Genomic DNA, 26740 nt, shown 5'->3' with positions numbered 1-26740 from the left:
TTCCTGGAAACCCTCCGATGAAAACTCTCAAATTCATAGCTGCTTGCGCTTTATGGGCGTGCGCTACAGCCAGTTTTGGCCACGAATCCGCTGCGCACGGCGGCCATGCGGCCTCGGCGGCCCTCGCCCCGCAGCAGCAGGACTGGGGCATTGCCGGCCAGGCCCGCGACGCGCGGCGCACCATCACCCTGCGCATGACGGACGACATGCGCTTCACGCCGTCGCACTTCAGCGTGCGCCGCGGCGAGACCGTGCGGTTGCGCGTGGAGAACCGGGGCCAGGTGCTGCACGAGGTGGTGCTGGGCACGCCGGCCACGCTGGACGCGCATGCCGAGGCCATGCGCCGGCACCCCGGCATGGAGCACGAGGAGCCCCACATGGCCCACGTGGCGCCGAGCCGCCAGCAGGACCTGGTCTGGCGCTTCAACCGCGCCGGCCGCTTCGACTTCGCCTGCCTGATCGCCGGCCACTACGAGGCCGGCATGCGCGGCACCTTCACCGTCACGCCCTGATTTCTTTCACCTCCGGAGTCCCCCCATGCACACCTTCCGCCCCCGCCGCCGCCAATGGATGGCCGCACTCGCCGCCGGCATCGCCGGCGCCGCCCTGCCCGCCCTGGCCAGCGCACCCAAGACCGCCGTGGAGGTCTGGAAAGACCCGAGCTGCGGCTGCTGCCAGGACTGGGTCACGCACATGGAGCAGAACGGCTTCGCCGTCACCGTGCACGAGACGGGCAACGCCGCCGTGCGCGCCCGGCTGGGCCTGCCCACGCGCCTGGGCTCGTGCCACACGGCGCTGGCCGGCGGCTACCTGCTCGAAGGCCACGTGCCCGCGGCCGACGTGCGCAAGCTGCTCCAGCAAAAGCCCAAGGCCCTGGGCCTAGCCGTGCCCGGCATGCCTGTGGGCAGCCCCGGCATGGACGGCCCCGAGTACAAGGGCCGCAAGGACCCGTACGACGTGCTGCTGGTCACCAAGAACCTCATGAACAGCGACGTCTCCACCCGCGTCTTCACCAGCTACCGTTGACCGCCATGCCCTTCTTCCGCCCTCTTCTCGCGGCCATCGCGCTGCAGTGCGCCGCCGCTGGCGCCATCGCCCAGGTGCATGACGGCCATGACCACGCCGCGCCGCCCGCCGCTGCGCCGCAGGCCCAGGAATGGTCCGACGGCGTCGTCACCCGCTGGGATGCCCGCACGGGCAAGGTCACGATCCGCCACGGCGAGATCAAGCCCCTGTCCATGCCGCCCATGACCATGGTGTTCACGCTGGAGGACCCGGCGCAGGGCGCCGCGCTCAAGCCGGGCGACGCGGTGCGCTTCCAGGCGCGCGACGCCGGCGGCGCGCTGGTGGTCACGCGCATCGAGGCGGTGCGCTGACTCGCTCATTCTTCGATAGCTGCTTGCGCTTGCCCCTCAAGCGCTGCAGCCTGATTTGACTCGAAACCCGCGGCCTCTCCCGCCAGGCCGCGCGTCTTCGGCTATGGTTGCGCCTTCCTTCCACAGCACTGCCGCACCATGCCCCATCCCACCGACCACCGCTGCGGCGCGATCACCGACGTGCCCGGCATCGAGGTAGGCCATTTCACCGACACCCGCCGCCCCACGGGCTGCACCGCCATCATCGCCCGCGCGGGCGCCGTGGCCGGGGTGGACGTGCGCGGCGCCGCGCCCGGCACGCGCGAGACGGACCTGCTGGAGCCCGCCAACCTCGTGCAGCAGGTGCATGCCGTGATGCTCTCGGGCGGCAGCGCCTGGGGGCTGGACGCGGCCTCGGGCGCCATGCGCTGGCTGGAGGAGCACGGCGTGGGGCTGGACGTGGGCGCCGGCCTGGTGCCCATCGTGCCCGCCGCCGTGCTGTTCGACCTGCACGTGGGCGACGCGCGCGTGCGGCCCGACGCCGCCGCGGGCTACGCCGCCTGCGCCGCCGCCATCAGCGCGCCGCCCGCCGAGGGCAACGTGGGCGCGGGCACGGGCGCCTGCGTGGGCAAGGTCTTCGGCATGCAGCACGCCATGAAGGGCGGTGTGGGCAGCGCGTCCGTCACCGTGGACGGCGTGACGGTGGGCGCGCTGATCGCCTGCAACGCCGTGGGCGACGTGGTCGATCCCGACACCGGCCTCCCCCTGGCCGGTGCGCGCACCGAGGACGGCCGCGCCCTGCGCGACATCCGCCGAGCGCTGCTGCGCGGCGAGCCGCCGCACACGCTGCTGGCGGGCACCAACACCACCATCGGCGCGATCGCCACCGACGCCGCGCTCACCAAGGCCCAGGCCCAGCGCCTGGCCGTGGCGGGGCACGACGGCCTGGCGCGGGCCACCAACCCCGCGCACACCCAGCTCGACGGCGACACGCTGTTCGCCCTGGCCACCAGCCGCGCCCCGCGCCACCCCGGCATGCTGGTGCTGGCCGCCATGGCGGCCGAGGCCGTGGCCCGCGCCACCGTGCGCGCCGTCCTGGCCGCACGCACGCTCACCACGGCCGAGGGGCTGGTGCTGCCCTGCCACGCGGACCTGGCGCGCTGAGCATGGGACGCATGTCGCGCCGTCTGCGCACCCTGCTGCTGTCGCTGCGCGACCTGCTGGTTTCCGCCGGTCCGCTGGCCTTGCTGGGCGTAGGGCTGGCGGTCGCGGCCTACTGGTGGCTCAATCCCACGCCGCCGCGCAAGGTGGTGCTGGCCACCGGCCCCGCGCAGAGCGCCTACGAGACCTTCGGCCAGCGCTACCGCGATGCGCTGGCGGCCAACGGCATCGAGGTGGAGCTGCTGCAAAGCGACGGCTCCTCGTCCAACCTGCAGCTGCTGCGCGAGGGCCGCGCGGACCTGGCCTTCGTGCAGGGCGGCACCGGCGAACTGCGGCCCGAGGACAGCGATGCGCTGGTCTCGCTGGGCAGCTTGTTCGTCGAGCCCATCTGGCTGTTCTACCGCGAAGGCGTCGCGCGGCGCATCCAGCCCGCGGGCCAGCAGGGCGGCCTGCACCGGCTGCACGGCCTGCGCGTGAACGTGGGGTCGCCCGGCAGCGGCGTGCCTACGCTGATGGAACGGCTGCTGGAGGCCAACCACGTGAGCCCCGGTGCGCTCACGCTCACGCAGATGGAGCAGACGCCGGCCACGGTGGAGTTCCTCGCGGGCCGGCTGGACGCGCTGGTGTTCGCCTCGGCCCCCGAGTCGCTGATGGTGCAGATGCTGCTGCAGACCCCTGGCGTGCAGCTCATGGGCTTCGCGCAGAACGAGGCGTACAGCCGGCGCTTCCCCTTCCTCACGCCCGTGCTGCTGCCGCGCGGCGTGGTCGACCTGGCGGCCAACGTGCCGCCGCGCGACGTACGGCTGGTGGCCTCCACCACCTCGCTGCTGGCCCGCGAGGACACCCACCCCGCGCTGCTGCAGCTTTTCGCACAGGCGGCGCAGACCATCCACGGCGGCGCGGGCTGGTTCAACCGCGCGCGCGAGTTCCCCAACACGCGGCACGCCGAGCTGCCCATCGCCAAGGAGGGCGAGCGCGCCATCAACGAACCCGCGCCGCTGATGCAGCGCTACCTGCCGTTCTGGATCGCCAACCTCGTCGAGCGCATGTGGCTGGTGCTGGGCCTGCTGCTGGCCGTGATGCTGCCGCTGTCGCGCGTGGTGCCGCCGCTCTACCAGTTCCGGGTGCGCTCGCGCGTGTTCCGCTGGTACGGCCACCTGCGCGAGGTGGAGGACGACCTGGAGGCTGCCCGCGCCACGCCCGAGGAACTGCGCGAGCGGCTGGACCGGCTGGAGGCGCAGGTGGAGAAGGTGAGCGTGCCGCTGTCCTATGCGGACGAGCTGTACGCGCTGCGCAACCACATCCACCTGGTGCGCAAGCGCCTGCCGCGCACGTAGGCTCAGCGCGCCTTGGGCTTGGACCTGCCGCCGCTCTTCGCGTCGCTCAGGGCGCGCGCGACCACGGGCTGGGAGGACAGCAGCTTGAACGCTCCCTCCGCCGCCAGCTTGTCGATCATGCGCCGCGTCATGGACTGCGTGCTGCCATCGGCCCCGGTGAACAGGAACAGCGTGTTGTGCGGGCTGCACCAGGTGAGCTGCGTGCGCACCACGCGCTGGTTGTTCACCACCTCCACCCACTGGCCCACGCGCAGGACGGGGCCCGCCACAGCAGGCTCGGCCGGGGCGGGTTCGGGCACTTGCGGCTCGGCGGGCGGCGGCGGCTCTGCGTCCTGCGCCTCGTCCGCAGGCACGGCGGCCGCGTATTCCTGCGCCTGCTGCTGCAGTTGCGCCAGACACTCCAGCACCTGGGCGATGCGTTCGGCAGGATGGCCGATGCTTTCCAGCCCCTGGCGCACGGCAGGCGCCATGTTCGCCAGGGCGGCGCCCAGGCCGTCGGGGTCGGCGCGCAGCTGGTCGGGCTGTGCGCAGCGCAGCAGCAGGGGCGCCAGGGCCTGGCAGCCGCCCGGGTCGCCCTCGCCGCCTTGCTGGCTGCTCCGCGCCAGCGCTGCCACATCGGCCCACGGGCCGGTGACGAAGGCCAGCCAGTCTTCGGGCGCGCCGGCCGCATCGGGCAGCGCACGGAATCCGGCCGCGAACTGCTCGGCCAGCAACTCGCGCTGCTCCCTTTGCAACAGCTCGCGCTGCTTGGCCTCGCGGCGCTCGCGCTGCTGGCGCTCCTGGGCCGTCCAGGCCTTTTCCAGGGCCTTGAGCACGTGGTCGAACGGCGCGGCGTCGCGGATCTCCACGGCGGACAGATGGCCTACCACCTCATCCACCAGCCGCATGAAACGGCTGAACGCGGGGGCATCCTCGCTGCGGAACGCCAGGCTGCGCTGGGTCAGCTCGTCGAGCAGCCGCCGCGCCGGGTGCTGGTCGTCGGAGAAGAAGCGCGTGTCGTGCAGCACGAGTTGCTTGAGCGCGGGCTCCAGGCTTTGCACCGCGCGCTGCACCGAGGGCAGCAGGCGCGAGTCCTGGGCGATGTTCTCCATCATCCGGCCCACCACTTCGTGCGCCGTGCGCGCGGGCGAGGCCGGCACCGCGGCGGCAGCCGGCGCCATGCCGCTGTTCCAGCCGGTGGCCACGGGTGCCGCCTGCGCGGCCGACAGGCGGCCCACCAGGCGTTCGAGCTGCGCGATGTCCTCCATGGCTTCCGCTGCGGCAGGCGGCAGGTAGCCACTGGGAGGCGCCACGGGCACCATCGCCGGCACGCCGCCAACCGGGGCGTGGCCGCTGCGCATGGCGTCGTAGGCGAACGGGTCACCCCCGCCGGCCAGCATCTGCCGCAGGATGCCCACGGTGAGCAGGGCCTCCTCGGCCTCGGGCGCCAGGGGCACGCCTGCGGAGGCAGAGCCCCAGCTTGACCCATAGCCGCCGCCATAGGCGCTGCGCGCGCCCGCCTCCGCGCCGTAGGCCGTCGCCGGGTAGCCCGCAGCAGCACCGCCGCCGGCATAGCCGCCGTAGGCGCTGCGCGGAACGCCCGCAGCGCCCGCCACCGCATAGCCTACGGGCTCCACGCCATGCTGGCGCAGGCTCTCGGCGGCGCGCTGGTAGGTGTCGACCAGCAGCGCGCCCAGCTGCTCGCGCATGTGCCGCATCCAGAGCTGGCGCACGTCGCCGGACACGCCGGTCTCGCTCACGACCTGCTGCAGCGCGCGGATGTAGTTCTCGGGGCGGAAGGGGTTGCTTTCCGGCTGCACGCTGTGCAGGCCCTGCGCAGCGCTCACCAGCGTGTTGAGCTCGGCCAGCGAGGCCTCGGTGGCATGCACGGCGATCTGCTGCGCGCGCGACAGCTCCACCTGGGCCATGACGTCGGCGTCGTCCATCAAGGCCAGCTCGCCGAAATCCATGCCGCCATCCCGGCCCTGGCGCGCCTTGGGCTGCGACGGCCCCTCGGCGAAGATTTCCAGCAGCGCCGTGGGGTAGCCCTTGACCAGCGTCGCCGCATGCCCCTGGAGCTGGCGCAGCGCATCGCCCACCAGCGCACGCTGACGGACGTCGCGGCCGTTCGATTCCTCCTCGGTCAGCGCGTTACGCGTGACTTCGATCAATTTCCCGATGAGTGTCTCGCTTTCCCGGACGGCATTGACGACGCATGCGCGAAAAACCGTTCTGGCGCGGGACGCTGGAAGGGACATGGTGAGGGAATGCAAGAAATGGGCGGAGGGAGCCGCCCGATGCTACTACCTGTAAGCGATTACTTGAGCGCCTTGTAGCGCATACGCTTCGGTTTGGCACCCTCTTCGCCCAATCGTTTTTTCTTATCGGCCTCGTACTCCTGGTAATTGCCGTCGAAGAAAACCCACTGGCTGTCGCCCTCGGCGGCCAGGATGTGAGTGGCGATGCGGTCCAGGAACCAGCGGTCGTGGCTGATGACCAGCACCGTACCGGCGTATTCCAGCAGCGCGTCTTCCAGCGCGCGCAGGGTTTCCACGTCGAGGTCGTTGGAGGGCTCGTCCAGCAGCAGCACGTTGCCGCCCTGGATCAGCGTCTTGGCCAGGTGCAGGCGGCCGCGTTCGCCGCCCGAGAGATTGCCGACCTTCTTCTGCTGATCCTGGCCGTTGAAGTTGAAGCGGCCGGCGTAGGCGCGCGAGGCCATCTGGAACTTGCCGACGTTGATGATGTCCAGGCCGCCCGAGATGTCTTCCCACACGGTCTTGTCGTTGGCCAGCGCGTCGCGGTGCTGGTCCACGAAGGCCATTTTCACCGTCTGGCCGATTTCCACCACGCCGGAGTCCGGCTGCTCCTTGCCCGCGATCAGCTTGAACAGCGTGGATTTGCCCGCGCCGTTGGGGCCGATGATGCCGACGATGGCGCCGGCCGGGATGTTCATCGACAGGTTGTCGATCAGCAGGCGGTCGCCGAAGGCCTTGGAGACGTTCTTGAACTCGATCACCTTGCTGCCCAGGCGCTCGGCCACGGGGATGAAGATTTCCTGCGTCTCGTTGCGGCGCTGGTATTCGTAGTCGCTCAGTTCCTCGAAGCGGGCGATACGCGCCTTGCTCTTGGCCTGACGGCCCTTGGCGTTCTGGCGCACCCACTCCAGCTCCTTCTTCAAGGCCTTGGCGCGGGCTTCCTCGCCTTTTTGCTCGGCCTCCAGGCGGTTGCCCTTCTGGATCAGCCAATCGGAGTAGTTGCCCTTGTAGGGAATGCCGTGGCCCCGGTCCAGTTCCAGGATCCACTCGGCCGCGTTGTCGAGGAAGTAGCGGTCGTGGGTGATGGCCACCACGGTGCCGGAAAAGCGGTGCAGAAACTGCTCCAGCCAGTCCACGGATTCGGCGTCCAGGTGGTTGGTGGGCTCGTCCAGCAGCAGCATGTCGGGCTTGGACAGCAGCAGCTTGCACAGCGCCACGCGGCGCTTCTCGCCGCCCGAGAGCTGGCCGATCACCGCATCCCACGGCGGCAGGCGCAGCGCGTCGGCGGCGATTTCGAGTTGATGCTCGGAGTCGGTGCCGGCGGCGGCGATGATGGCTTCCAGCTGGCCCTGCTCGGCGGCCAGGGCGTCGAAGTCGGCATCGGGCTCGGCATAGGCGGCGTAGACCTCCTCCAGGCGGGCGCGGGCGTTGTTCACCTCGGCCATGGCTTCCTCGACGGCCTGGCGCACGGTGTGCTCGGGGTCGAGCTGCGGCTCCTGCGGCAGGTAGCCGATGGACAGGCCCGGCATGGGAATGGCCTCGCCCTCGATCTCCTTGTCGACCCCGGCCATGATCTTGAGCAGCGAGGACTTGCCCGAGCCGTTCAGGCCCAGCACGCCGATCTTGGCGCCGGGGAAGAAGGACAGCGAGATGTCTTTCAAGATCTGCCGCTTGGGCGGCACGGTCTTGGAGACGCGATTCATCGAGAAAACGTACTGGGCCATGGATTTCTTCAGGGGAACTGTGGAAAAGAAGGCGCCGTAAACGGGCGCGCAAACAGAGATTATCGGCGCATGCGACAATAGCGTTCGTCTTGGGCTCCAGTCGCCCGGGGCATCAGCACAGAAGCTGGGGACGATGGAAGCTCGCCTTCCGGGCTCCCGCCCTTGAACCTATCGGCCTGACGCACTGGCTCGGCGGCCCGCAAAGCCGCCACGACAGACCGATACCCCAGCGCCCCGGATGGGCGCATCTTGACTACATGACATTTGAAGAACTGAAGCTGGCTCCGGCCATCCTGAAGGCCGTGCACGAACAGGGTTACGAGACCCCGACCCCGATCCAGGCCCAGGCCATCCCCATCGTCCTGGAAGGACACGACCTCCTCGCCGGCGCACAGACCGGCACCGGCAAGACCGCCGCCTTCACCCTGCCCCTGCTCCAGCGCCTGGCCGGCGGCAGCGTTCCCACCAGCAAGTTCGGCGGCAAGGGCGTGCGCGCCCTGGTGCTCACGCCTACGCGCGAGCTGGCCGCGCAGGTGGAAGAGTCCGTGCGCGACTACGGCAAATACCTCGACCTGCGTTCCACCGTGATCTTCGGCGGCGTAGGCATGAACCCGCAGATCGACCGCATCAAGAAGGGCGTGGACGTGCTCGTGGCCACGCCGGGCCGCCTGCTCGACCTGCAGCAGCAGGGCTTCATGGACCTGTCCACGGTCGAGGTCCTCGTGCTCGACGAGGCCGACCGCATGCTCGACATGGGCTTCATTCACGACGTGAAGAAGGTACTGGCCCTGCTGCCCGCCTCCAAGCAGAGCCTGCTGTTCTCCGCCACCTTCAGCGACGAGATCCGCGAGCTGGCGGGCACGCTGCTCAAGAACCCGCAGAGCGTCCAGGTCACGCCGCGCAATACTACGGTGCAGCGCATCAGCCAGGTGATCCACCCCGTGGGCCGCGCCAAGAAGAAACAGGTGCTGCTGCACATCATCCAGCAGCACGACTGGAGCCAGGTGCTGGTCTTCACGCGCACCAAGTTCGGCGCCAACAACGTGGCCGACTACCTGACCAAGAACGGCGTGACGGCCATGGCGCTGCACGGCAACAAGAGCCAGAGCGCCCGCACGCAGGCGCTGGCGGGCTTCAAGAGCGGCGAGATCCGCGCCCTGGTAGCTACCGACATCGCCGCGCGCGGCATCGACATCGATGACCTGCCGCACGTCGTCAACTACGAAATTCCCAACGTGCCCGAGGACTACGTGCACCGCATCGGCCGCACCGGCCGCGCCGGCAAGGAAGGCCAGGCCGTGAGCCTGGTCTGCATGGACGAGGAAGGCTTCATGATGGAGATCGAGCGCTTCACCAAGCAGGAGATCCCCGTGCAGGTGATCGAGGGTTTCGGGCCTGACGAGGGCGAGAAGGCCGAGCCCATCGCCATGGGCCGCCAGACCATCTGGGGCGGCGCCGGCAAGCCGCCGGGCCGCGATGTCATGCAGGCCGCCGCCAAGGCCGCGCGCCAGGAAATGATGGAGCGCATCCGTACCAACAAGGCCACCCAAGGCTCGCCGCGCGGCGGCCGCCAAGGCAGCGGCAATGGGGGCAATGGCGAAGGCCAGCGCGCCGGCGGCCCGCAGGGCAATGGCAACCGCCCCGCCGGCCAGCGCGCCCAGCAACAGCAACCCAGCGCCGGCGCCGGGCGCCGCCGCGGCGGCAGCGCCGGCGGCAACGGCAATGCCGGTGGCAACGGCGGCGGCAACCGCCGCTTCGACGACAGCCAGCCGCGCAGCGAGAACGCCCACCTGGGCACCCAGCTGGGCCACCTCGGCATCGGCCCGCGCCATGGCGCCGGCGGCCGAGGCGGCCAGCCCGATCCGATGCGCACCAGCGTGGACAGCATGGCCGACCGCGGCCGCCGCGGCGGCGGCGGTGGTTTCCGCAGCGGAGGCGGCGGCGGTTCACGCAGCCCGCGTGGCGGCGGCGGCGGCTTCGGCCGCTGAAAACGCCTCTTCTGAACGAGCCCGGCAGCGCCGGGCTTTTTTTCTAGGTGGTTAACATCGCCCAAGCAACCCACTTCCACGCCATACGATGATGCCGACGACCTCCCCGCGCAGCCTCATGGACACCCTTCCCTCGCGCCCCGCGCTGCGGCGCGGCGCGGCGCTGCTGGCCGCGGCGGTGCTCTCGGCGTGCTCCAGCACGCCGCTGCCGCCCTGGCCCGATGCTTCCACGTCACCTGGAACCGTCTCGCAGCCTCCTGCGACACGCACCGTGCCGCCGCCGCTGGGCACGGCACCGCGCCCCGGGGCGGTCACCGCTCCGGTCTCGGAAAGTCCCATCACCCCCGGCGCGGTGGACGCCCCGGCGGCCGAGCTGCCCTACGGTGCCGCCGTCGCGGCCCGCTTTCCCGACCCGCCGGTGCGCTACGACACCCCCGGCCTGGCCGATGGACGCCGCGCCTTCACCACCAACGCCGAACTCACCCAGTGGCTGCGCCAGCTGGCGGCAGCGCAGCGCGGCACGACACGCGCGCAGATGCTCGACCTGGGGCTGTCGCAGCGGAGTGAACCCATCCACGCGCTGGTGCTCACCCGGGCCAAGGGCACCGACGTGGCGGCGCTGGATGCCAGCGGCCGTCCCACGGTGCTGCTCATCGGCCAGCAGCACGGTGACGAACCCGCAGGCAGCGAGGCCCTGCTGGTGCTGGCGCGCGAGCTGGCGCAAGGCCTGCTCGAACCCATGCTGGAGCGCATCAACGTCATCCTCGTTCCGCGCGCCAACCCTGATGGCGCAGACGCCGGTCAGCGCACCACGGCCAACGGCATCGACATGAACCGCGACCACCTGCTGCTGCAGACCCCCGAGGCCCGGGCGCTGGCGCGGCTGGTGCGCAACTACCGCCCCATCGCCATCGTGGATGCGCACGAATACACCGTGGCCGGCCGGTTCCTGGAGAAATTCCAAGCCATCCAGCGCTACGACGTGCTGCTGCAGCATGCCACCACGGCCAACGTGCCGGAATTCATGACCAAGGCCGCGCTGGAGTGGTACCAACAGCCCCTGGTCAAGGCGCTGGGCGACGCCGGCCTGAGCCAGGAGTGGTACTACACCACCTCCACCCGACCCGACGACCTGCGGGTCTCCATGGGCGGCACCCGGCCCGACACCGGCCGCAACGTGAACGGGCTGAAGAATGCCGTCAGCCTGCTCGTGGAAACCCGCGGCGTGGGCATCGGCCGCACGCACATCCAGCGGCGCGTGCATTCCCAGGTCACGGCCCTGACGAGCACGCTGCGCAGTACCGTGGAGCGCGCCGGCAACCTGGAACAGGTGCGCTCCTTCGTCGCGCGCGACACCGCCGCGCAGGCCTGCCGCGGCGAAGTGGTGGTCGAAGCCGGCCCTACGTCCACGCAGCACGACCTGCTCATGCTGGACCCGGATACCGGAGCGGACAAGACCGTGCGCGTGGACTGGGATTCGTCGCTGCGCCTGCGCGCCCTCAAGCACCGCGCGCGCCCCTGCGGCTACTGGCTGGGCGCCGGCGCAGCCGATGCCGTGGAACGCCTCAAGCTGCTGGGACTTCAGGTGATGCGCGTGGCCGAGCCCGGTTCCGTGCTGGCCGACATCTACCAGGAAAACAGCCGCGACACCGCCGATCGCCAGGACGTGCGTGGCACGGTGGCGGGTAGCGGGCAGATCATCCGCGCGCAGGTCACGCCGGTGCGCAGCGCCATCGACGTCCCGGCGGGCAGCTATTTCGTGTCGCTCAACCAGCCCCTGTCCAACCTGGCCGTGGCCGCCCTGGAGCCCGATACGCAAAGCAGCTACTTTGCGAACCGCCTCATCGCCAATCTGGCCGACACGGCGCGGGTGATGGCGCCGCCCTCCCTGGTGTTCGAGGAAACCGACTGAGGGAATGCGAGAGCGGCCAGCTATCTCATTGATAGCTGGCCGCGCTTGTGGAATAAGCGCTAGAGGCGCTTTTTATTCAGAATCCGCGGCAAAGGCAGCGGACCTCCGGTATCAATGCAGATGACGTGGGCGGCGTCCGCCGCCACCATGGCCGCTGCCGCCCTGCCCGCCCGTGCCGCGCGGCGGCTTGCCGATCTCCAGCGAATTCACCAGGGCATCGAAACGCTGCGAAAACAACTTGTCGATTTCGGACACTACACCGCCGAGTTCGGAACCATCGAAATGGCGCTCCATGAGATTGACCACGTCCTGCACCAGCAGGTCGCGCTGCACCTGCATGATCGCCGCCGGCGTGGGGCCGACGAACAACATCACGAAATCGTCGCGCGCCTCGGCATCGTCGTCCGCTTCGTCCTCATCGAACTCGGTGTCGTAGAAAGTGACCTCGATGGCCGCGCCCTGCTCTGCGAGTTCGTTCAGTCCCATGCACATTTCGTCGAGAGACTGGCGGAAATCTTCGTCGCCAGGCACCGTCCAGCAGACCTGCAGCACATGCTCCTTGGCGTCGAACTGGATGCCCGGTTCTTCCTCATAGGCGCTAGCTGCACCATCGGCCAGCGAGCGAGCCCCCGCGTACTTCCACAGCGGCCGCAGCGCCTCCTGAAGCTGGTCGAATCCCACATCGGCCCGCAGCTGCACTTGGCCGTGGACATGGATCTCAAAAGGAGCGTTGTAATGTGACATATCGAATCTTCATGGTGCCCCGAGCCGGGGTCGAACCGGCACGCCCCTCTGCAGGAAAGCGGCGGATTTTAAGTCCGCAGTGTCTACCAATTTCACCATCGGGGCTCGGCCGCATATTGGTCTTCCGGACAGCGTAACCGGGCCGGCGCCGCAGCGCAAACACGGGCATTCCAAGCGGCCAATAAAAAAGGGAAGCCTGGGCTTCCCTTCGAATCTTGGAGCGGGAAATCGGTCTCGAACCGACGACCTCAACCTTGGCAAGGTTGCGCTCTACCAACTGAGCTATTCCCGCATTTGCCTTTTGGCAAGATTTCAATTATAGCACATCGACAATATGCTTGGCATTGATTCCCTGGTGCCGCCCTCACTGCCAAGCGCTGCATTTCCATGCAATGCTTGAAACTGGAGGCGCGACCCGGAGTCGAACCGGGCTAAACGGATTTGCAATCCGGTGCATAACCGCTTTGCTATCGCGCCGTAACCGGCACCACTCCTGACGAAAAAAGGAAGCAATCGCCTCCCTTTTCCTGAAAAGTGGAGCGGGAAATCGGTCTCGAACCGACGACCTCAACCTTGGCAAGGTTGCGCTCTACCAACTGAGCTATTCCCGCATTTACCGAAGCCTCACATTCTACAACGTTCCGCATCGATGGAATGAATTGTAGCCTATTTTTGGAGGCTCTCAGGAAAATTCCAGATTTCTTCGTGCCTCAGTGCTTCACCGAGCGCTGCTGCGCCGCGTCAGCCTGGGGCGCTGCCACCGCAGGCGCGATCTCGTCATCGGTCAGCGCCACGGGTTTGCGCTCCAGCGCCACATCCAGCACCTTGTCGATCCACTTGACGGGCACGATATCTAGGCCGCTCTTCACGTTGTCCGGAATCTCCTGCAGGTCCTTGACGTTTTCCTCGGGGATCAGCACGGTCTTGATGCCGCCGCGCAACGCGGCGAGCAGCTTTTCCTTCAGGCCGCCGATGGCCGTGACCTCGCCGCGCAGCGTGATCTCCCCGGTCATCGCCACGTCGGCGCGCACCGGAATACCCGTGAGCGCAGAGACGATGGCCGTGGTCATGGCGATGCCAGCGCTCGGTCCATCCTTGGGCGTGGCCCCATCAGGCACGTGGATGTGCAGATCGCGTTTCTCGAAGGCCTCGTCCTTGATGCCCAGCATCCTGGCGCGGCTGCGCACCACGGTACGCGCGGCCTCGACCGACTCCTTCATCACATCGCCCAGCGAACCCGTGCGGATGATGTTTCCCTTGCCGGGCATGGTGGCCACTTCGATGGTGAGCAGATCGCCTCCGACCTCGGTCCATGCCAGGCCCACCACCTGGCCCACCTGGTTCTGCTGTTCAGCCCGGCCGTAGTTGTACTTGCGCACCCCCAGGTAGTCCGCGAGGTTGTCCGCCGTCACTTCCACGCGCGGCTCCAGCTTCTTCAGCTGCAGGCCCTTGACCACCTTGCGGCAGATCTTGGACAGCTCACGCTCCAGCGAGCGCACGCCCGCCTCGCGCGTGTAGTAGCGCACGATGTCGCGCACGGCACTTTCCGCCACGTGCAGTTCCTCGTCCTTCACACCGTTGTTGGCCATCTGCTTGGGCAGCAGGTACTTCATGGCGATGTTGGTCTTCTCGTCCTCGGTGTAGCCCGACAGGCGGATGACCTCCATGCGGTCGAGCAGCGCCGGCGGGATGTTCATCGAGTTGGACGTGGCGACGAACATCACGTCGGACAGGTCGAAGTCCACCTCCACATAGTGGTCGCCGAACTTGTGGTTCTGCTCGGGGTCCAGAACCTCCAGCAGAGCGCTGGAAGGGTCGCCCCGGAAATCGGTGCCCAGCTTGTCGATTTCGTCAAGCAGGAACAGCGGGTTGCGCGTGCCGACCTTGTTCAGGTTCTGCAGCACCTTGCCCGGCATGGCGCCGATGTAGGTGCGGCGGTGGCCGCGGATCTCCGCCTCGTCGCGCATGCCGCCCAGCGCCATGCGCACGTACTTGCGGCCCGTCGCCTTGGCGATGGACTGGCCCAGCGAGGTCTTGCCCACGCCCGGCGGCCCCACCAGGCACAGGATGGGGGCCTTCACCTTGTCCACGCGCTGCTGCACCGCGAGGTATTCGAGGATGCGGTCCTTGACCTTCTCCAGGCCGTAGTGGTCCTCGTTGAGGACGTCCTCGGCATGGGCGAGGTCGTGCAGGATCTTGGTCTTCTTGCTCCACGGCAGGCCGGTGAGCACGTCGATGTAGTTGCGCACCACCGTCGCTTCGGCCGACATGGGCGACATGAGCTTGAGCTTCTTGAGTTCGCCCTCGGCCTTCTTGCGCGCTTCGGCCGGCATGCGCGCGGACTTGATCTTCTTTTCGATCTCCTCGATGTCCGCGCCTTCCTCGCCCTCGCCCAGTTCCTTCTGGATCGCCTTGACCTGCTCGTTCAGGTAGAAGTCGCGCTGGTTCTTTTCCATCTGGCGCTTCACGCGGCCACGGATGCGCTTGTCCACGTTGAGGATGTCCACCTCGCGGTCGAGCTGCTCGAACAGGTTTTCCAGACGGCCCTTGACGTCGGCCAAGTCGAGCACGAGCTGCTTGTTCTCCAGCTTGAGCGGCAGGTGCGCGGCAATGGTGTCGGCCAGGCGGCCGGGATCGTCGATGCTGGAGATCGAAGTCAGGATCTCGGGCGGAATCTTCTTGTTCAGCTTGACGTACTGGTCGAACTGCTGCATCACCGCACGGCGCAGCGCTTCGATCTCGCTGGGACGGTGCTCCTCGCCTGCAGGCTGCACGGGCGTGACCGTGGCCGTGAACAGCGTATCGCCGTCATGCACCGTAGCCACATGGGCCCGCTGCAAGCCTTCGACCAGCACCTTGACCGTGCCGTCGGGCAGCTTGAGCATCTGCAGGATCGTGGAAACGCAACCGACATCGAACATGTCGGACACCTGCGGCTCATCCTTGGCGGCAGCCTTCTGCGCCACGAGCATGATGCGGCGGTCCGCATCCATGGCCATTTCGAGGGCCTTGATGCTCTTGGGGCGTCCCACGAACAGCGGGATCACCATGTGGGGGAATACCACCACGTCGCGCAGCGGCAGCAGCGGCAGGTCGATGGGGTCGGCAGGCAGGGGCGTGTGTCCGGACATGGGCAATCCTCAAGAAGCTCCATGGAATATGGTCCATGGGCGGGAAATTTCAACCCGGCGGCCGATGACCGGCCGCCCGGTGGGAAAAGAGGCGCTGACCGCGCCCCGGCCTCAGGCCGTCTTGGCCGCCTCGCGATAGACCAGCAGGGGCGCCTTGTTTTCTTCGATCGTGGCCTCGTCCACCACCACCTTCTCCACGTTGGAAGCATTGGGCAGATCGAACATGGTGCCGATCAGCGACTGCTCCAGGATGGATCGCAGGCCGCGCGCGCCGGTCTTGCGGGCAATGGCCTTGCGGGCGATGGCCTTGAGTGCCGCGGGGCGGATCTCCAAGTCCACCCCCTCCATGGCGAGCAGTTTGCTGTACTGCTTGACCAGGGCGTTCTTGGGCTCGGTGAGGATCTGCACCAGCGCGTCCTCGCCCAGCTCGGCCAGTGCCGTCACCACGGGCATGCGGCCCACGAGTTCGGGGATCAGGCCGAACTTGATCAGGTCTTCGGGCTCGATGTCCTGGAACACCTCGGTCAGCGAGCGCTGCTTCTTGCTCTTGACCGATGCGCCAAAACCGATGCCCGATGCCTCGGTGCGGTTCTCGATGACCTTCTCCAGCCCCGCGAAGGCACCGCCGCAGATGAACAGGATGTTGGTCGTGTCGATCTGCAGGAAGTCCTGGTTCGGGTGCTTGCGCCCGCCCTGCGGCGGCACGCTGGCCATGGTGCCCTCGATGAGCTTGAGCAGCGCCTGCTGCACGCCTTCGCCCGACACGTCGCGCGTGATGCTGGGGTTGTCGGACTTGCGCGAGATCTTGTCGATCTCGTCGATGTAGACGATGCCACGCTGGGCGCGCTCCACCTCGTAGTTGCAGCTCTGCAGCAGCTTCTGGACGATGTTCTCCACGTCCTCGCCCACATAGCCCGCCTCGGTCAGCGTGGTCGCGTCGGCCATCACGAAGGGCACGTCGAGCATGCGCGCCAACGTCTGGGCCAACAGCGTCTTGCCCGAGCCCGTGGGCCCGATGAGCAGGATGTTGCTCTTGGAGAGCTCGACGTCGTCCTTGCCCGCCTTGTCCTTGTGGCGCAGGCGCTTGTAGTGGTTGTAGACAGCCACGGCCAGCGTGCGCTTGGCCTTTTCCTGGCCGATCACGTAGTTGTCGAGGTTGGCCTTGATCTCGGCGGGCGTGGGCAGGTCGCCGCGCCCTTCGCGTGTAGCTTCGCCTGCGGGCAGCTCATCGCGGATGATTTCGTTGCACAGGTCAATGCACTCGTCGCAGATAAAGACCGACGGACCGGCGATCAGCTTCTTCACTTCGTGCTGGCTTTTACCGCAGAAAGAGCAGTAAAGGGTTTTTTCGCTGGAGGAGCCTTTTTTCTCGGCCATGGGGGCAATGCCTTATGACAGGGGATGTTGTCAAGATGATAACGAAATAAAAACGGCGTTTCCCGCAAGGGGAAACGCCGCGCGCAGGCGCCTCGGACGCTCAGGGGCGCTTGGAAATGACCTGGTCGACGATGCCGTAGTCCTTAGCTTCGTCCGCCGTCATGAAGTAGTCGCGCTCGGTGTCGGCCTTGACCTTCTCGATGGGCTGGCCCGTACGCTCGGCCAGGATGCGGTTCATCTGGTCCTTGGTGCGCAGGATGTCGCGCGCATGGATCTCGATGTCGGTCGCCTGGCCGCGTGCGCCGCCGAGCACCTGGTGGATCATGATCTTCGAGTTGGGCAGCGAGAAGCGCTTGCCCTTGGCGCCGGCGGCCAGCAGGAAGGCCCCCATGCTCGCGGCGAAGCCGCAGCACAGCGTGGACACGTCGGGCTTGATGAATTGCATGGTGTCGTAGATCGCCATGCCCGCCGTCACGCTGCCGCCAGGGGAATTGATGTAGAAGGAGATGTCCTTGTCCGGGTTCTCGCTCTCGAGGAACAGCAGCTGCGCCACCACCAGGTTCGCGGTCTGGTCGTTGACCTCGCCCACCAGGAAGATCACGCGCTCCTTGAGCAGGCGCGAATAGATGTCGTAGGACCGCTCGCCGCGGCCCGATTGCTCGATGACCATGGGAATCATGCCCAGGGCCTGCGTTTCCAGTGCGCTCATGTGTTTCTCCAATTTCTGTCGCCGTACTGTACCCAGAAATGAATTGGGGCCTGCGCGCGCCGGCACAAGCCCCAGATGTCAGAAGGCGGGGGAAATCAGCCTTGCTGGCCCATCAGTTCGTCGAACGACACGGCCTTCTCGTTCACCTTGGCCTTGCCCAGGACGAACTCGGCCACGTTGTTCTCGATGACCACGGCCTCGACCTCGGCCAGGCGCTGGCGGTCGCCGAAGTACCAGCGCACCACCTCTTCGGGCTTCTCGTAGCTGGCAGCCAGCTCGTCGATGTGGGCCTTGAGCTGCTCGGGCTTGGCCTGCAGTTCATTGGCCCGCACCAACTCGGCCACCACCAAGCCCAGGCGCACGCGGCGCTCTGCCTGGGGACGGAACACGTCCTCGGGGATCTCGGCCTTGTCGGCATCCTTGATGCCGCGCTGCTTCAGGTCGGCACGGGCCGCTTCCAGCAGGCGGGCGACCTCGGCCTGGACACTGGCGTTGGGCAGCTCCAGCTCGGCCTTGGACAGCAGGGCCTCCATCACGGCCTGCTTGTTGCGGGCCAGCAGGCGGAACTTGACTTCGCGCTCCAGGTTCTTCTTGATGTCGGCGCGCAGGCCTTCCACCGTGCCGTCGGCGATGCCGAGCGACTTGGCGAGCTGCTCGTTCACCTCGGGCAGGTGCGCGGCCTCGATCTTCTTCACGGTGACCAGGAAGTCGGCCGTCTTGCCAGCCACGTCCTTGCCGTGGTAGTCCTCGGGGAAGGCCAGCGGGAAGGTCTTGCTCTCGCCCGACTTCATGCCGCGCACGGCGTCCTCGAACTCCTTGAGCATCTGGCCTTCGCCGACCAGGAACTGGAAGTCCTCGGCCTTGCCGCCCTGGAAGGGCTCGCCGTCGATCTTGCCTTCGAAGTCCACGGTCACGCGGTCGCCATCCTCGGCGGCAGCGCCCTGCGCGCGCTGGGCGAAGGTGCGGCGCTGCTTGCGCAGGATCTCGACGGTCTTGTCGATGGCGGAATCCGTCACCTCGGCCGACAGCTTCTCCACCTCGGCGGTGGACAGGTCGCCGATCGTGACTTCAGGGAACACCTCGAACACGGCGTCGAAGGTGACCTGGCCTTCAGGGGCGCCGTCCTTCTCGGTGATGCGGGGTTGGCCGGCCACGCGCAGGTTGGCTTCGTTGGCGGCTAGGGAGAAGGCCTCGCCCACCTTGTCGTTGAGCACTTCGTACTGCACCGAATAGCCGTAGCGCTGGGCCACCACGCTCATCGGCACCTTGCCGGGACGAAAGCCATCCATCTTCACGGTACGGGCCAGGCGCTTGAGGCGCGAGTCCACTTCGGACTGGATGGAGGCGACGGGCAGGCTCAGCGTGATCTTGCGCTCGAGCTTCTCAAGGGTTTCAACAGTGACGGCCATGGTAATTCCTAGGGTCGGGGATGTGTGCCGGGCTGCGCCTCGGCCTTCGCTTGTGGTGCGCGGGGGGGACTCGAACCCCCACACCATTGCTGGCGTCAGGACCTAAACCTGGTGCGTCTACCAATTTCGCCACCCGCGCTTCTCTCATGCCACCCGGATGGCTCGCAGCACGGCCACCCCGGTGAAATAGGTAAACAGCAGATTTTAACCTGCCTGCGGGGGCTCCTCGCGGCGCACGCGAAACCAGGCCGCATACATGGCCGGCAGCGCGAGCAGCGTTAGCACGGTGGCGACGATGAGACCGCCCATGATGGCCACGGCCATCGGGCCCCAGAACACGCTGCGCGACAGCGGAATCATCGCCAGCACCGCCGCGGCGGCCGTGAGCACGATGGGCCGCATGCGCCCCACGGTGGCGGTCACGATGGCGTCCCAGGCGGGCACGCCGGCCGCGCGGTTGAGCTCGATCTGGTCGATCAAGATCACCGAGTTGCGCTGGATCATGCCCATGAGAGCGATCACGCCCAGCAGCGCCACGAAGCCGAAAGGCCGCCCCAGCAACAGCAGCGCCGCCGCCACGCCCGCGATGCCCAGCGGCCCAGTGAGGAACACCAGCACCGAGCGGCTGAAGCTGTGCAGCTGCAGCATGAGCAGCGTGAACACGATGAACAGCATGACCGGCACCCCGGCCACGATGGAGGCCGAGCCCTTGCTGCTCTCCTCCACCGCGCCGGCCACCTCGATGCGCACGCCCGTGTCGCCCGCCGCGTGCCAGCCAGCCTCCAGTTCGCGCAGGCCGGGCAGCAGTTGGGCAGTGACCGTGGCGCCCTGCAGGCCCTCCACCACGTCGCCCTGCACGGTGATGGCGTAGTTGCGGTTCCAGCGCCACATCACGCCGGGCTCCCACGTGAAGACCGGCCGGGCGATCTGCGTCAGCGGAATCGAGCGGCCCGAGGCCGTGGGCAGGTAGGCGTTGCCGATGTCGGAGATGGCCTCGCGCTCGTCGGGCGACTGGCGCAGCACGATCTCGATGAGCCGGTCGCCTTCGCGGTACTGCCCCACGGCGGTGCCGCTGAACAGCGTGCGCGCGGCCTGGGCGATGGACTGGCTGGACACGCCCAGCGCGCGGGCCTTTTCCTGGTCCACCTCCAGGCGCACCACCTTCACCGACTCGTTCCAGTTGTCGTTCACGCCGATCATCTGCGTGTTGGCGCGCATCGCCGCCTTGACCTCGTCGGCGCGCAGGCGCAGCGCCGCCGGGTCGCTGCCGACGATGCGGAACTGCACCGGGTATGGCACCGGCGGCCCGTTGGGCAGCAGCTTCACGCGGCCGCGCACCTCGGGGAAGTCCTGGGCCAGCACCTCGGGCAGGCGCAGGCGCAGGGCCTCGCGCTCGCGCAGGCTCCTGGCCAGCACGATGAATTGCGACACGTTGGTCTGCGGGAACACCTGGTCCAGCGGCAGGTAGAAGCGCGGCGTGCCGGAGCCCACCCAGGTGGCCACGCTCTCCACGCCCTCTTCGTGCATCAGCCGCTGCTCCAGGCGCCGAGCCACGGCCTCGTTGGCCAGGAAAGACGTGCCTTCGGGAAACCAGATGTCCACCATGACCTCCGGCCGGCTCGAATCGGGAAAGAACTGCTGCTGCACCTTGCCCATGCCCACCAGCCCCAGCGCAAAGATCAGCAGCGTGGCGCCGATGGTCAGCCAGCGGTGCTGCACGCACCAGTCCACCATGGCGCGGAAGCGCGCGTAGAACGGCGTGTCGAACAGCTCGTGCGGCGGCGCCTCGGGATCGTGCGGCTTCACCTTGAGCAGCAGAGTGCCCAGGTAGGGCACGAAGTACACCGACACGATCCACGACAGCACCAGCGCGATCACCGTCACGGCGAAGATGGCGAAGGTGTATTCGCCCGTCACCGACTTGGCGATGCCGATGGGCAGGAAGCCCGCCGCCGTGATGAGCGTGCCGGTGAGCATGGGCTTGGCCGTCACGTCGTAGGCGAAGGTGGCGGCACGCACCTTGTCGTAGCCCTCCTCCATCTTGCGCACCATCATCTCGACGGCAATGATGGCATCGTCCACCAGCAGGCCCAGCGCGATGATGAGCGAGCCCAGCGACACCTTGTGCAGCCCGATGCCGAAGTAGTGCATGGCCAGGAAGGTCACGGCCAGCACCAGCGGGATGGTGATGGCCACCACCAGCCCGGGCCGGTAGTCGATGTACCAGCCGAAGCGACCGCCCTTGTGCAGCCCCAGCGACACGAAGCTCACGCCCAGCACGATGACCACGGCCTCGATGAGCACCTTGACGAACTCGTTCACCGAGCTGGCCACCGCCGCCGGCTGGTCCTGCACCTGCGCCAGCTGCACGCCAGCGGGCAATTGCGCCTGGATCTCCTGCGCGGTGGCGCGCAGCGTCTTGCCCAGCGCGATGATGTCGCCGCCCTTGGCCATGGAGATGCCCAGGCCGATGACCTCGTGGCCCTGGAAGCGCACCTTCACCGCCGGCGGGTCCACGTAGCCGCGCCGCACCTCGGCGATGTCACCCAGCCGCAGCTGCGCCGCCGACTGAGCGCCGCGGATCGGCATGGCGCGCAGTTCCTCCACGCTGGCGAACTGCCCGCCCACGCGCACCTGCACCACGTCCTGCGGCGACTGGATGGCGCCCGCGCTCTCCACCGCGTTCTGGCTGCCGAGCTGCTGCAGCACGCCGTTGAAATCGAGCCCGAGCTGCGCCAGGCGCTTTTGCGAGACCTCGATCCAGATCTTCTCGTCCTGCACGCCGAACTGCTCGACCTTGGCCACGTCCTTCACGCGCAGCAGGCGCTGGCGCACGTCGTCGGCGAAGTCGCGCAGCTCGGCATAGCTGAAGCCCTCGCCGTGCAGTGCGTAGATCACGCCGTACACGTCGCCGAACTCGTCGTTGAAGAACGGCCCCTGGATGTTGCCCGGCAGCTGGTAGCGCATGTCGCCGATCTTCTTGCGCACCGTGTACCAGACATTCGCCACCTCGGCGGGCTTGCTGGAGTCCTTGATCTCGAAGATCACCTGCGACTCGCCCGGCTTGCTGTAGCTGCGGATCTTGTCGGCGTAGGGCACCTCCTGCAGCGTGCGCTCGATCTTGTCGGTCACCTGCTCGGCCACCTGCTGCGCCGTGGCGCCGGGCCAGTAGGTGCGTACGACCATGGCGCGGAAGGTGAAGGGCGGGTCCTCGTCCTGCCCCAGCTGGAAATAGGCGGCGATGCCCAGCACCATCAGCACCACCATCAGGTAGCGCGTGAGCGCGGCGTGCTCCAGCGCCCACTTGGAGAGGTTGAAGCCCCCTTCGGCTCGATCGACATGGCGGCCCCTCAGCGTGCGGCTGCGGAGGCATTCGCTCCCGCATTGATAGCTGCTTGCGCTTGTCCTGCCTGCGCATGAGCCGATTTTGACTGGTAAACCGTCACCTTCTGCCCCGACGCCAGCACGTGCACGCCCGTGGCCACCACGCGCATGCCGGGCGCCAGGCCCGAGGCCACCACGGCCTCGTTGCCGTCGGCCGTGGCGATCCGCACCGGCTGCGAGCGCACGGTGCCGCCCGCGCCATCGCCCTCGCCCGCGGGCTCGAACACCCACACCGCCGTCTGCCCGCCCTCCTGGCGCAGCGCGCTGGTCGGCAGCTTGATCGCCTGCACACCCTCCCGCGCCAGCGCCTGCGGCGCCACGTACACCGTGGCGCCCAGCGGCGGCACGCCGCCGCCCTGCACCGCCACTTTCACCAGGAAGGTGCGCGTCACCGGGTCGGCGCTGGCGGCCACCTCGCGCACCTCGCCCGGCATCTCCGTACCCTGCGACCACGCACGCACCCGCACCGGCTGACCCGGGCGCAGCTGGCCCACCTTGTCCTCGGGCACCGAGAACACCGCGTCGCGCGGGCCGTCGCGCGCGATGCGCACCACCGGCGTGCCTGCCGCCACCACCTGGCCCGGCTCGGCGTCGATGCCCGTCACCACGCCCGCCGCGTCGGCCGCGAGGCGCGTGTATTCCTCCTGGTTGCCCTGCGCCGCGAGCTGCGCGCGCGCCTGGTCCAGCGTGGCCTGCGCGCCCTTCAACGCGGCCTCGCGCCGGTCCAGCTCCGCGCCGCTGATGAAGTTCTGCGCGCGCAGTTTGGAAAAGCGTTCGAAATCCGCCGCCGCCAAGTCGCGCTGCGTGGCCGCCGCCGCCACCTGCGCACGCGCGGCCTGCGCTGCCAGCGCGTAGTCGCGCGGGTCGAGCTGGGCCAGCACCTGGCCCGCCTGCACGCGCTGGCCCAGCTCCGCCTGGCGCTGCACGATCTTGCCCGCCACGCGAAAGCCCAGGCGCGACTCCACACGCGCGCGCACCTCGCCCGCGTATTCCAGATGCGTCTGCAGGGGCGCCTCGCCCACGGTGACGAGCTTCACCGCGCGCACGGGCTCGGGCGGCGGCGCCGGGCGCGAGCAGCCCACCAGCAGCAGCGGCAACGCGAGCGCGCCCCAGGACAAAAGACGCCTGCAGGCAGGCCGCGATACGGAAGGTGTGCGCATGGGAGAAACCGTGGAAGTGGCACGAAGGGAGATGGCGCCGCACGCCAGCGCCTATCCCGCATATTACTGACTGACCGGTTAGTAATCTACGAGAGCATCCCCACGCCTGTCAAGCGAATGCCAGGGTGAAGCAGGTGCCATGCCCCTCGGCCACGGGCGAGAGCACCTCCAGGCGCCACGACTGCATGACGCAGACGCGCTGCGCGATCGCCAGCCCCAGGCCCGTCTGGTCCACGCTGGCGGCCGCTTCGCCGCCGCGCTGGTCGGCCCGGCGGTTGCTGAAATACCGCTCGAAGACGCTGCCCAGCTCCGAGGGCTCGATGCCCGGCCCCGTGTCCGTGAAGCGCAGGCCCTCCGCCGTGGACTCCACCACCAGCGTGGCCGGCGCCGCATGCAGGATGGCGTTGCGCATGATGTTGCGCATCACCGTCATCAGCGCGTGGCGGCTCAGCGTGGCCTCGTGCCCGGCCTGCACCGCATTCACGAAGGCCAGGCCGGCCTTCCCGGCTTCGAGGCGCAGGTTCTCGAAGACGTCGTCGACGCACGAGCGCAGGTGCACGCGGGCCTCGTCCTCGAAACGCGCGTGCGCCAGGTTGTAGGTGCTTTCCAGCGACTGGCTGATTTCCTGCACCAGCCCGGCGATGCGCTCCAGCCGCAGGCGTACGCCCTCGGGGTCCTTGACGCTGCCCTTGAGCATCAATTCCGTGTCGCTGCGGATGACGGTGAGCGGCGTGCGGATCTCATGGTGCAGGTTGGCGGAGAACTCGCGCTGGTCCGCGATGGCCGCATCCACCTGATCCTGCACCCGGTTGAAGACCTCCACCAGCCTATCGGCCTCGTTGCCCTGCCGGGCTACGGCGCTGGCCGAGCTGGGCACCCAGCGCGTCAGCCGCTCCGTCAGCTGGTTGAGCGGCGTGACCAGCCAGCGCGCGACGGAACGGCTGACGAGCAGCGCCAGCAGGGAGCATCCCAGCACGATGGCCACCAGGGCCAGCGCGAAATCCCTCAGCTGGTGGCGGATGACGATGGAGTCGTAGAGCACGTAGAGCCGCCCGTCCAGGGCATCCGCCACGGCCACGTGCCAGGTGCTCTCGCCCTGGTCCAGATGGTGCAGCCCCAAGGGCAGGGAGCGCAGCTCGGCCGGCATGCTGTCGGCGGGGTGCCTGTCCGACTCGCCCCAGGCGTACATCGAGGGGCCCATGTCGCGCTCGAACGGTTTCGTCCAGTCGCCGCCGAACCGCGTCACCCGCGCCACCAGACGCCCGGATTCGGTTTCCATGAGCTTGTCGATCATGTTTTCCTGGATGCGGACGTAGGCCAGGTACGCCAGCAGCGCCGACAGGCAGACGGCCAGGCTCACCAGGCAGGTCAGCACGAAGGTGGTGCGCGCGGCGATGGACTTGTTCTTCATCTGTCCGGACTCGCCAGCCGCCAGCCGATGTTGTGCACCGTCTCGATGCCGTCGTAGCCGTGGGCATTGAGTGCCTTGCGCAGCAGATGGAGCTGGCCGCGCGCAGGGCCTCCGCCGAGGGCGGCTCGCCCTGCCACAGGTAGTCCTCCAGCCGCTGGCGCGACACCACGCGGCCCGCATAGCGCATCAGCAGCTCCAGCACCATGAGGCTCTTGCGCGGCAGCCGGACCTCCCGCCCGTCCACGGTCACGAGCTGCTGCGCCACCCCATAGCGCAGCGGACCGTGGCTGAGCACGAAGGCGGTGTCGGACAGCTGCTTGCTGCGGCGCAGCAGCGCCCTGGCACGCATCACCACCTCTTCCAGCGCGAACGGCTTGACCAGGTAATCGTCGGCGCCGCCGGAAAACCCCAGCGACTTGTCCTCCAGCGCGGAGCGGGCCGTCAACACCAGCACCGGCGTCGCCAGCTGCATGGCCTCGCGCATCTGCCGCAGCATCTGGTAACCGTCCATGCCGGGCAGGCCGATGTCCAGGAGCACCAGGTCGAAGGGGTCGCGCGCCAGCCTGTCCAGGGCCGTCCTCGCGTCGCGCGTGGTCTCGGCGATGAAGCCTTCGCCCTCCAGGACCAGCAGCAGGTTTTCTGCAATGGCGCGCTCGTCCTCCACGATCAGGACGGTGTAGGGAATCTGCTGGGGTTTTCTATGGGGCATCAAGGTCTCGGGGCGCATGCGCTGGCCGCCGGGCACGTTAGCAGAACGCCCGTGGAAAAAGCGTTAAACGGGGTACGAACCGTTCTCGTTCCTACTTCTTATCCTGCTCTTATTTGATGAGAATTCGACGCACCCCTTCTTAGAACGTGTTCAAGGTCTCTGTCGATATGAGAAGCTCGCAGGGTGAGAAAGAGCTACCCGAGCGACATCAGTCGCGAACAATTCGAGATCATCAAGCCGTTGCTGGAGAGCGCACGCAAGAAGACAGCGCCGCGCAAGATAGACCTGTACGAGGTGTTCTGCGCGGTGCTGTACCTGCTGCGCACGGGCTGCCAGTGGAGAGCGCTGCCCAGTGACTACCCGAAATGGCGCACGGTGCATTCGTACTGGGCCATCTGGAGCGAGCCGCGCGAGGTGGCAGCCTGCTGGAGCAGGCTTTAAAAAAATCAGGTTGGCGCGGCCCGCGAGAAACTGGGTCGCAACGCCTGCAGCGCGTTCTTGATCGTGGACGCGCAGAGCGTGAAGAACGCGGATCCGGCGGCATTGAGGGGCTATGACGCGGGCAAGAAGGTCTCGGGGATCAAGCGCCACATCGCGGTGGATACGCAAGGGCTGCCCCATGCGGTGGCGGTGACCACGGCCGAGGTGACGGACCGCAAAGGGGCATCGGGGGCGCTCAAGCGCTGCAAGCCCACCTTGGGCCGGGTGCAAAGCTTGCTGTGCGATAGCGGCTATGTCGGCCAGCCGTTCTCGCAGGGTGTTAGGGGCATCCTGGGCGAGCACGTGACGGTACAGATTGCCAAGCGCAGCGAGTTGCACACCTTCAAGGTCATGCCCAAGCGCTGGATTGTCGAGCGCAGCTTTGCGTGGTTGGAGAAGAACCGCAGGCTATGGAAGAACTGCGAGCGCTGGCTCAACACCAGTTTGCAGTTCGTCCATCTGGCCTTCCTGGGCCTCTTGCTCAGAAGACTTTGAACACGTTCTAAGGAGCCATC

General features: G+C 67.9%; 18 protein-coding genes, 5 tRNA genes and 2 pseudogenes. 8 read left to right on the top strand and 17 right to left on the bottom strand.

The window, feature by feature from the left end; all coding sequences use genetic code 11:
- Window positions 1-17 precede the first annotated feature (17 nt).
- The 5 genes from AAG689_RS04985 to AAG689_RS04965 all read left to right on the top strand — a co-directional run bounded on the left by AAG689_RS04985 (window position 18) and on the right by AAG689_RS04965 (window position 3853).
- The gene (locus AAG689_RS04985; RefSeq protein WP_406624985.1) at window positions 18-512 is read left to right on the top strand and encodes a plastocyanin/azurin family copper-binding protein; all 495 of its coding nucleotides are present in this window, start codon (window positions 18-20) and stop codon (window positions 510-512) included.
- A gap of 25 nt (window positions 513-537) precedes the next feature.
- Window positions 538-1026 (top strand): DUF411 domain-containing protein, encoded by a 489-nt coding sequence (locus AAG689_RS04980; protein ID WP_406624984.1) that lies wholly within the window; start codon window positions 538-540, stop codon window positions 1024-1026.
- 5 nt (window positions 1027-1031) lie between these two features.
- Window positions 1032-1376: a copper-binding protein gene (locus tag AAG689_RS04975; RefSeq protein ID WP_406624983.1), complete on the top strand. Its 345-nt coding sequence runs from the start codon at window positions 1032-1034 to the stop codon at window positions 1374-1376.
- A 138-nt stretch (window positions 1377-1514) separates the two neighbouring features.
- On the top strand, window positions 1515-2519 hold the full coding sequence (locus AAG689_RS04970; protein WP_406624982.1) for a P1 family peptidase: 1005 nt from the start codon (window positions 1515-1517) through the stop codon (window positions 2517-2519).
- Between the two features lie 2 nt (window positions 2520-2521).
- Window positions 2522-3853, top strand: a complete 1332-nt coding sequence (locus AAG689_RS04965; protein ID WP_034691359.1) for a TAXI family TRAP transporter solute-binding subunit — start codon at window positions 2522-2524, stop codon at window positions 3851-3853.
- A 2-nt stretch (window positions 3854-3855) separates the two neighbouring features.
- On the opposite strand, the gene AAG689_RS04960 is transcribed toward AAG689_RS04965, so the two are convergent.
- Window positions 3856-6090 (bottom strand): DUF1631 family protein, encoded by a 2235-nt coding sequence (locus tag AAG689_RS04960; protein ID WP_406624981.1) that lies wholly within the window; start codon window positions 6088-6090, stop codon window positions 3856-3858.
- A gap of 59 nt (window positions 6091-6149) precedes the next feature.
- On the bottom strand, window positions 6150-7811 hold the full coding sequence (gene ettA, locus AAG689_RS04955) for an energy-dependent translational throttle protein EttA (RefSeq protein WP_406624980.1): 1662 nt from the start codon (window positions 7809-7811) through the stop codon (window positions 6150-6152).
- Between the two features lie 257 nt (window positions 7812-8068).
- Here ettA and AAG689_RS04950 point away from each other — a divergent pair, with 257 nt between their 5' ends.
- Both AAG689_RS04950 and AAG689_RS04945 read left to right on the top strand, forming a co-directional pair.
- Window positions 8069-9799, top strand: a complete 1731-nt coding sequence (locus tag AAG689_RS04950; protein ID WP_406624979.1) for a DEAD/DEAH box helicase — start codon at window positions 8069-8071, stop codon at window positions 9797-9799.
- Between the two features lie 118 nt (window positions 9800-9917).
- Entirely contained in the window at window positions 9918-11711 is a 1794-nt protein-coding gene (locus tag AAG689_RS04945; protein ID WP_406624978.1) for a M14 family zinc carboxypeptidase, read from the top strand.
- A 111-nt stretch (window positions 11712-11822) separates the two neighbouring features.
- Here the strand turns inward: AAG689_RS04945 and AAG689_RS04940 are convergent, their stop codons facing one another.
- The 15 genes and pseudogenes from AAG689_RS04940 to AAG689_RS04870 all read right to left on the bottom strand — a co-directional run.
- Window positions 11823-12455 (bottom strand): DUF6806 family protein, encoded by a 633-nt coding sequence (locus AAG689_RS04940; protein ID WP_406624977.1) that lies wholly within the window; start codon window positions 12453-12455, stop codon window positions 11823-11825.
- 12 nt (window positions 12456-12467) lie between these two features.
- Window positions 12468-12560, bottom strand: a tRNA-Leu gene (locus tag AAG689_RS04935).
- Window positions 12561-12671: 111 nt separating this feature from the next.
- A tRNA-Gly gene (locus AAG689_RS04930) sits at window positions 12672-12747 on the bottom strand.
- 111 nt (window positions 12748-12858) lie between these two features.
- Window positions 12859-12932 (bottom strand) — tRNA-Cys (locus AAG689_RS04925).
- Window positions 12933-12990: 58 nt separating this feature from the next.
- A tRNA-Gly gene (locus AAG689_RS04920) sits at window positions 12991-13066 on the bottom strand.
- Between the two features lie 99 nt (window positions 13067-13165).
- Entirely contained in the window at window positions 13166-15586 is a 2421-nt protein-coding gene (gene lon, locus AAG689_RS04915; protein WP_406624976.1) for an endopeptidase La, read from the bottom strand.
- 111 nt (window positions 15587-15697) lie between these two features.
- The gene (gene clpX / locus AAG689_RS04910) at window positions 15698-16963 is read right to left on the bottom strand and encodes an ATP-dependent Clp protease ATP-binding subunit ClpX (RefSeq protein WP_406624975.1); all 1266 of its coding nucleotides are present in this window, start codon (window positions 16961-16963) and stop codon (window positions 15698-15700) included.
- 100 nt (window positions 16964-17063) lie between these two features.
- On the bottom strand, window positions 17064-17672 hold the full coding sequence (clpP, locus tag AAG689_RS04905) for an ATP-dependent Clp endopeptidase proteolytic subunit ClpP (RefSeq protein WP_406624974.1): 609 nt from the start codon (window positions 17670-17672) through the stop codon (window positions 17064-17066).
- A gap of 95 nt (window positions 17673-17767) precedes the next feature.
- On the bottom strand, window positions 17768-19081 hold the full coding sequence (gene tig / locus AAG689_RS04900) for a trigger factor (protein ID WP_020230987.1): 1314 nt from the start codon (window positions 19079-19081) through the stop codon (window positions 17768-17770).
- A 53-nt stretch (window positions 19082-19134) separates the two neighbouring features.
- Window positions 19135-19220: transfer RNA gene (locus tag AAG689_RS04895), tRNA-Leu, on the bottom strand.
- Window positions 19221-19285: 65 nt separating this feature from the next.
- Entirely contained in the window at window positions 19286-22348 is a 3063-nt protein-coding gene (locus tag AAG689_RS04890) for an efflux RND transporter permease subunit (RefSeq protein ID WP_406624973.1), read from the bottom strand.
- Between the two features lie 83 nt (window positions 22349-22431).
- The gene (locus AAG689_RS04885) at window positions 22432-23625 is read right to left on the bottom strand and encodes an efflux RND transporter periplasmic adaptor subunit (protein WP_406624972.1); all 1194 of its coding nucleotides are present in this window, start codon (window positions 23623-23625) and stop codon (window positions 22432-22434) included.
- 109 nt (window positions 23626-23734) lie between these two features.
- The gene (locus tag AAG689_RS04880) at window positions 23735-25036 is read right to left on the bottom strand and encodes a sensor histidine kinase (protein ID WP_406624971.1); all 1302 of its coding nucleotides are present in this window, start codon (window positions 25034-25036) and stop codon (window positions 23735-23737) included.
- Window positions 25033-25173, bottom strand: coding sequence for a hypothetical protein (locus AAG689_RS04875; RefSeq protein WP_406624970.1), 141 nt, complete (start codon window positions 25171-25173; stop codon window positions 25033-25035). The genes AAG689_RS04880 and AAG689_RS04875 overlap by 4 nt, the downstream gene beginning before the upstream one ends.
- Window positions 25174-25202: 29 nt before the next feature.
- A pseudogene (locus AAG689_RS04870) lies at window positions 25203-25745 on the bottom strand (response regulator transcription factor); the annotation flags it as partial.
- A gap of 183 nt (window positions 25746-25928) precedes the next feature.
- On the opposite strand from AAG689_RS04870, the pseudogene AAG689_RS04865 reads away from it, so the two are divergent.
- A pseudogene (locus AAG689_RS04865) lies at window positions 25929-26720 on the top strand (IS5 family transposase).
- The last annotated feature ends 20 nt before the right edge of the window (window positions 26721-26740 follow it).

The sequence above is a fragment of the Acidovorax sp. SDU_ACID1 genome, from assembly GCF_045291395.1.
Taxonomy (GTDB): domain Bacteria; phylum Pseudomonadota; class Gammaproteobacteria; order Burkholderiales; family Burkholderiaceae_C; genus MR-S7.
Note: the sequence above shows the minus strand (reverse complement) of the source record. Positions and strands in the feature narration are given on the sequence as shown.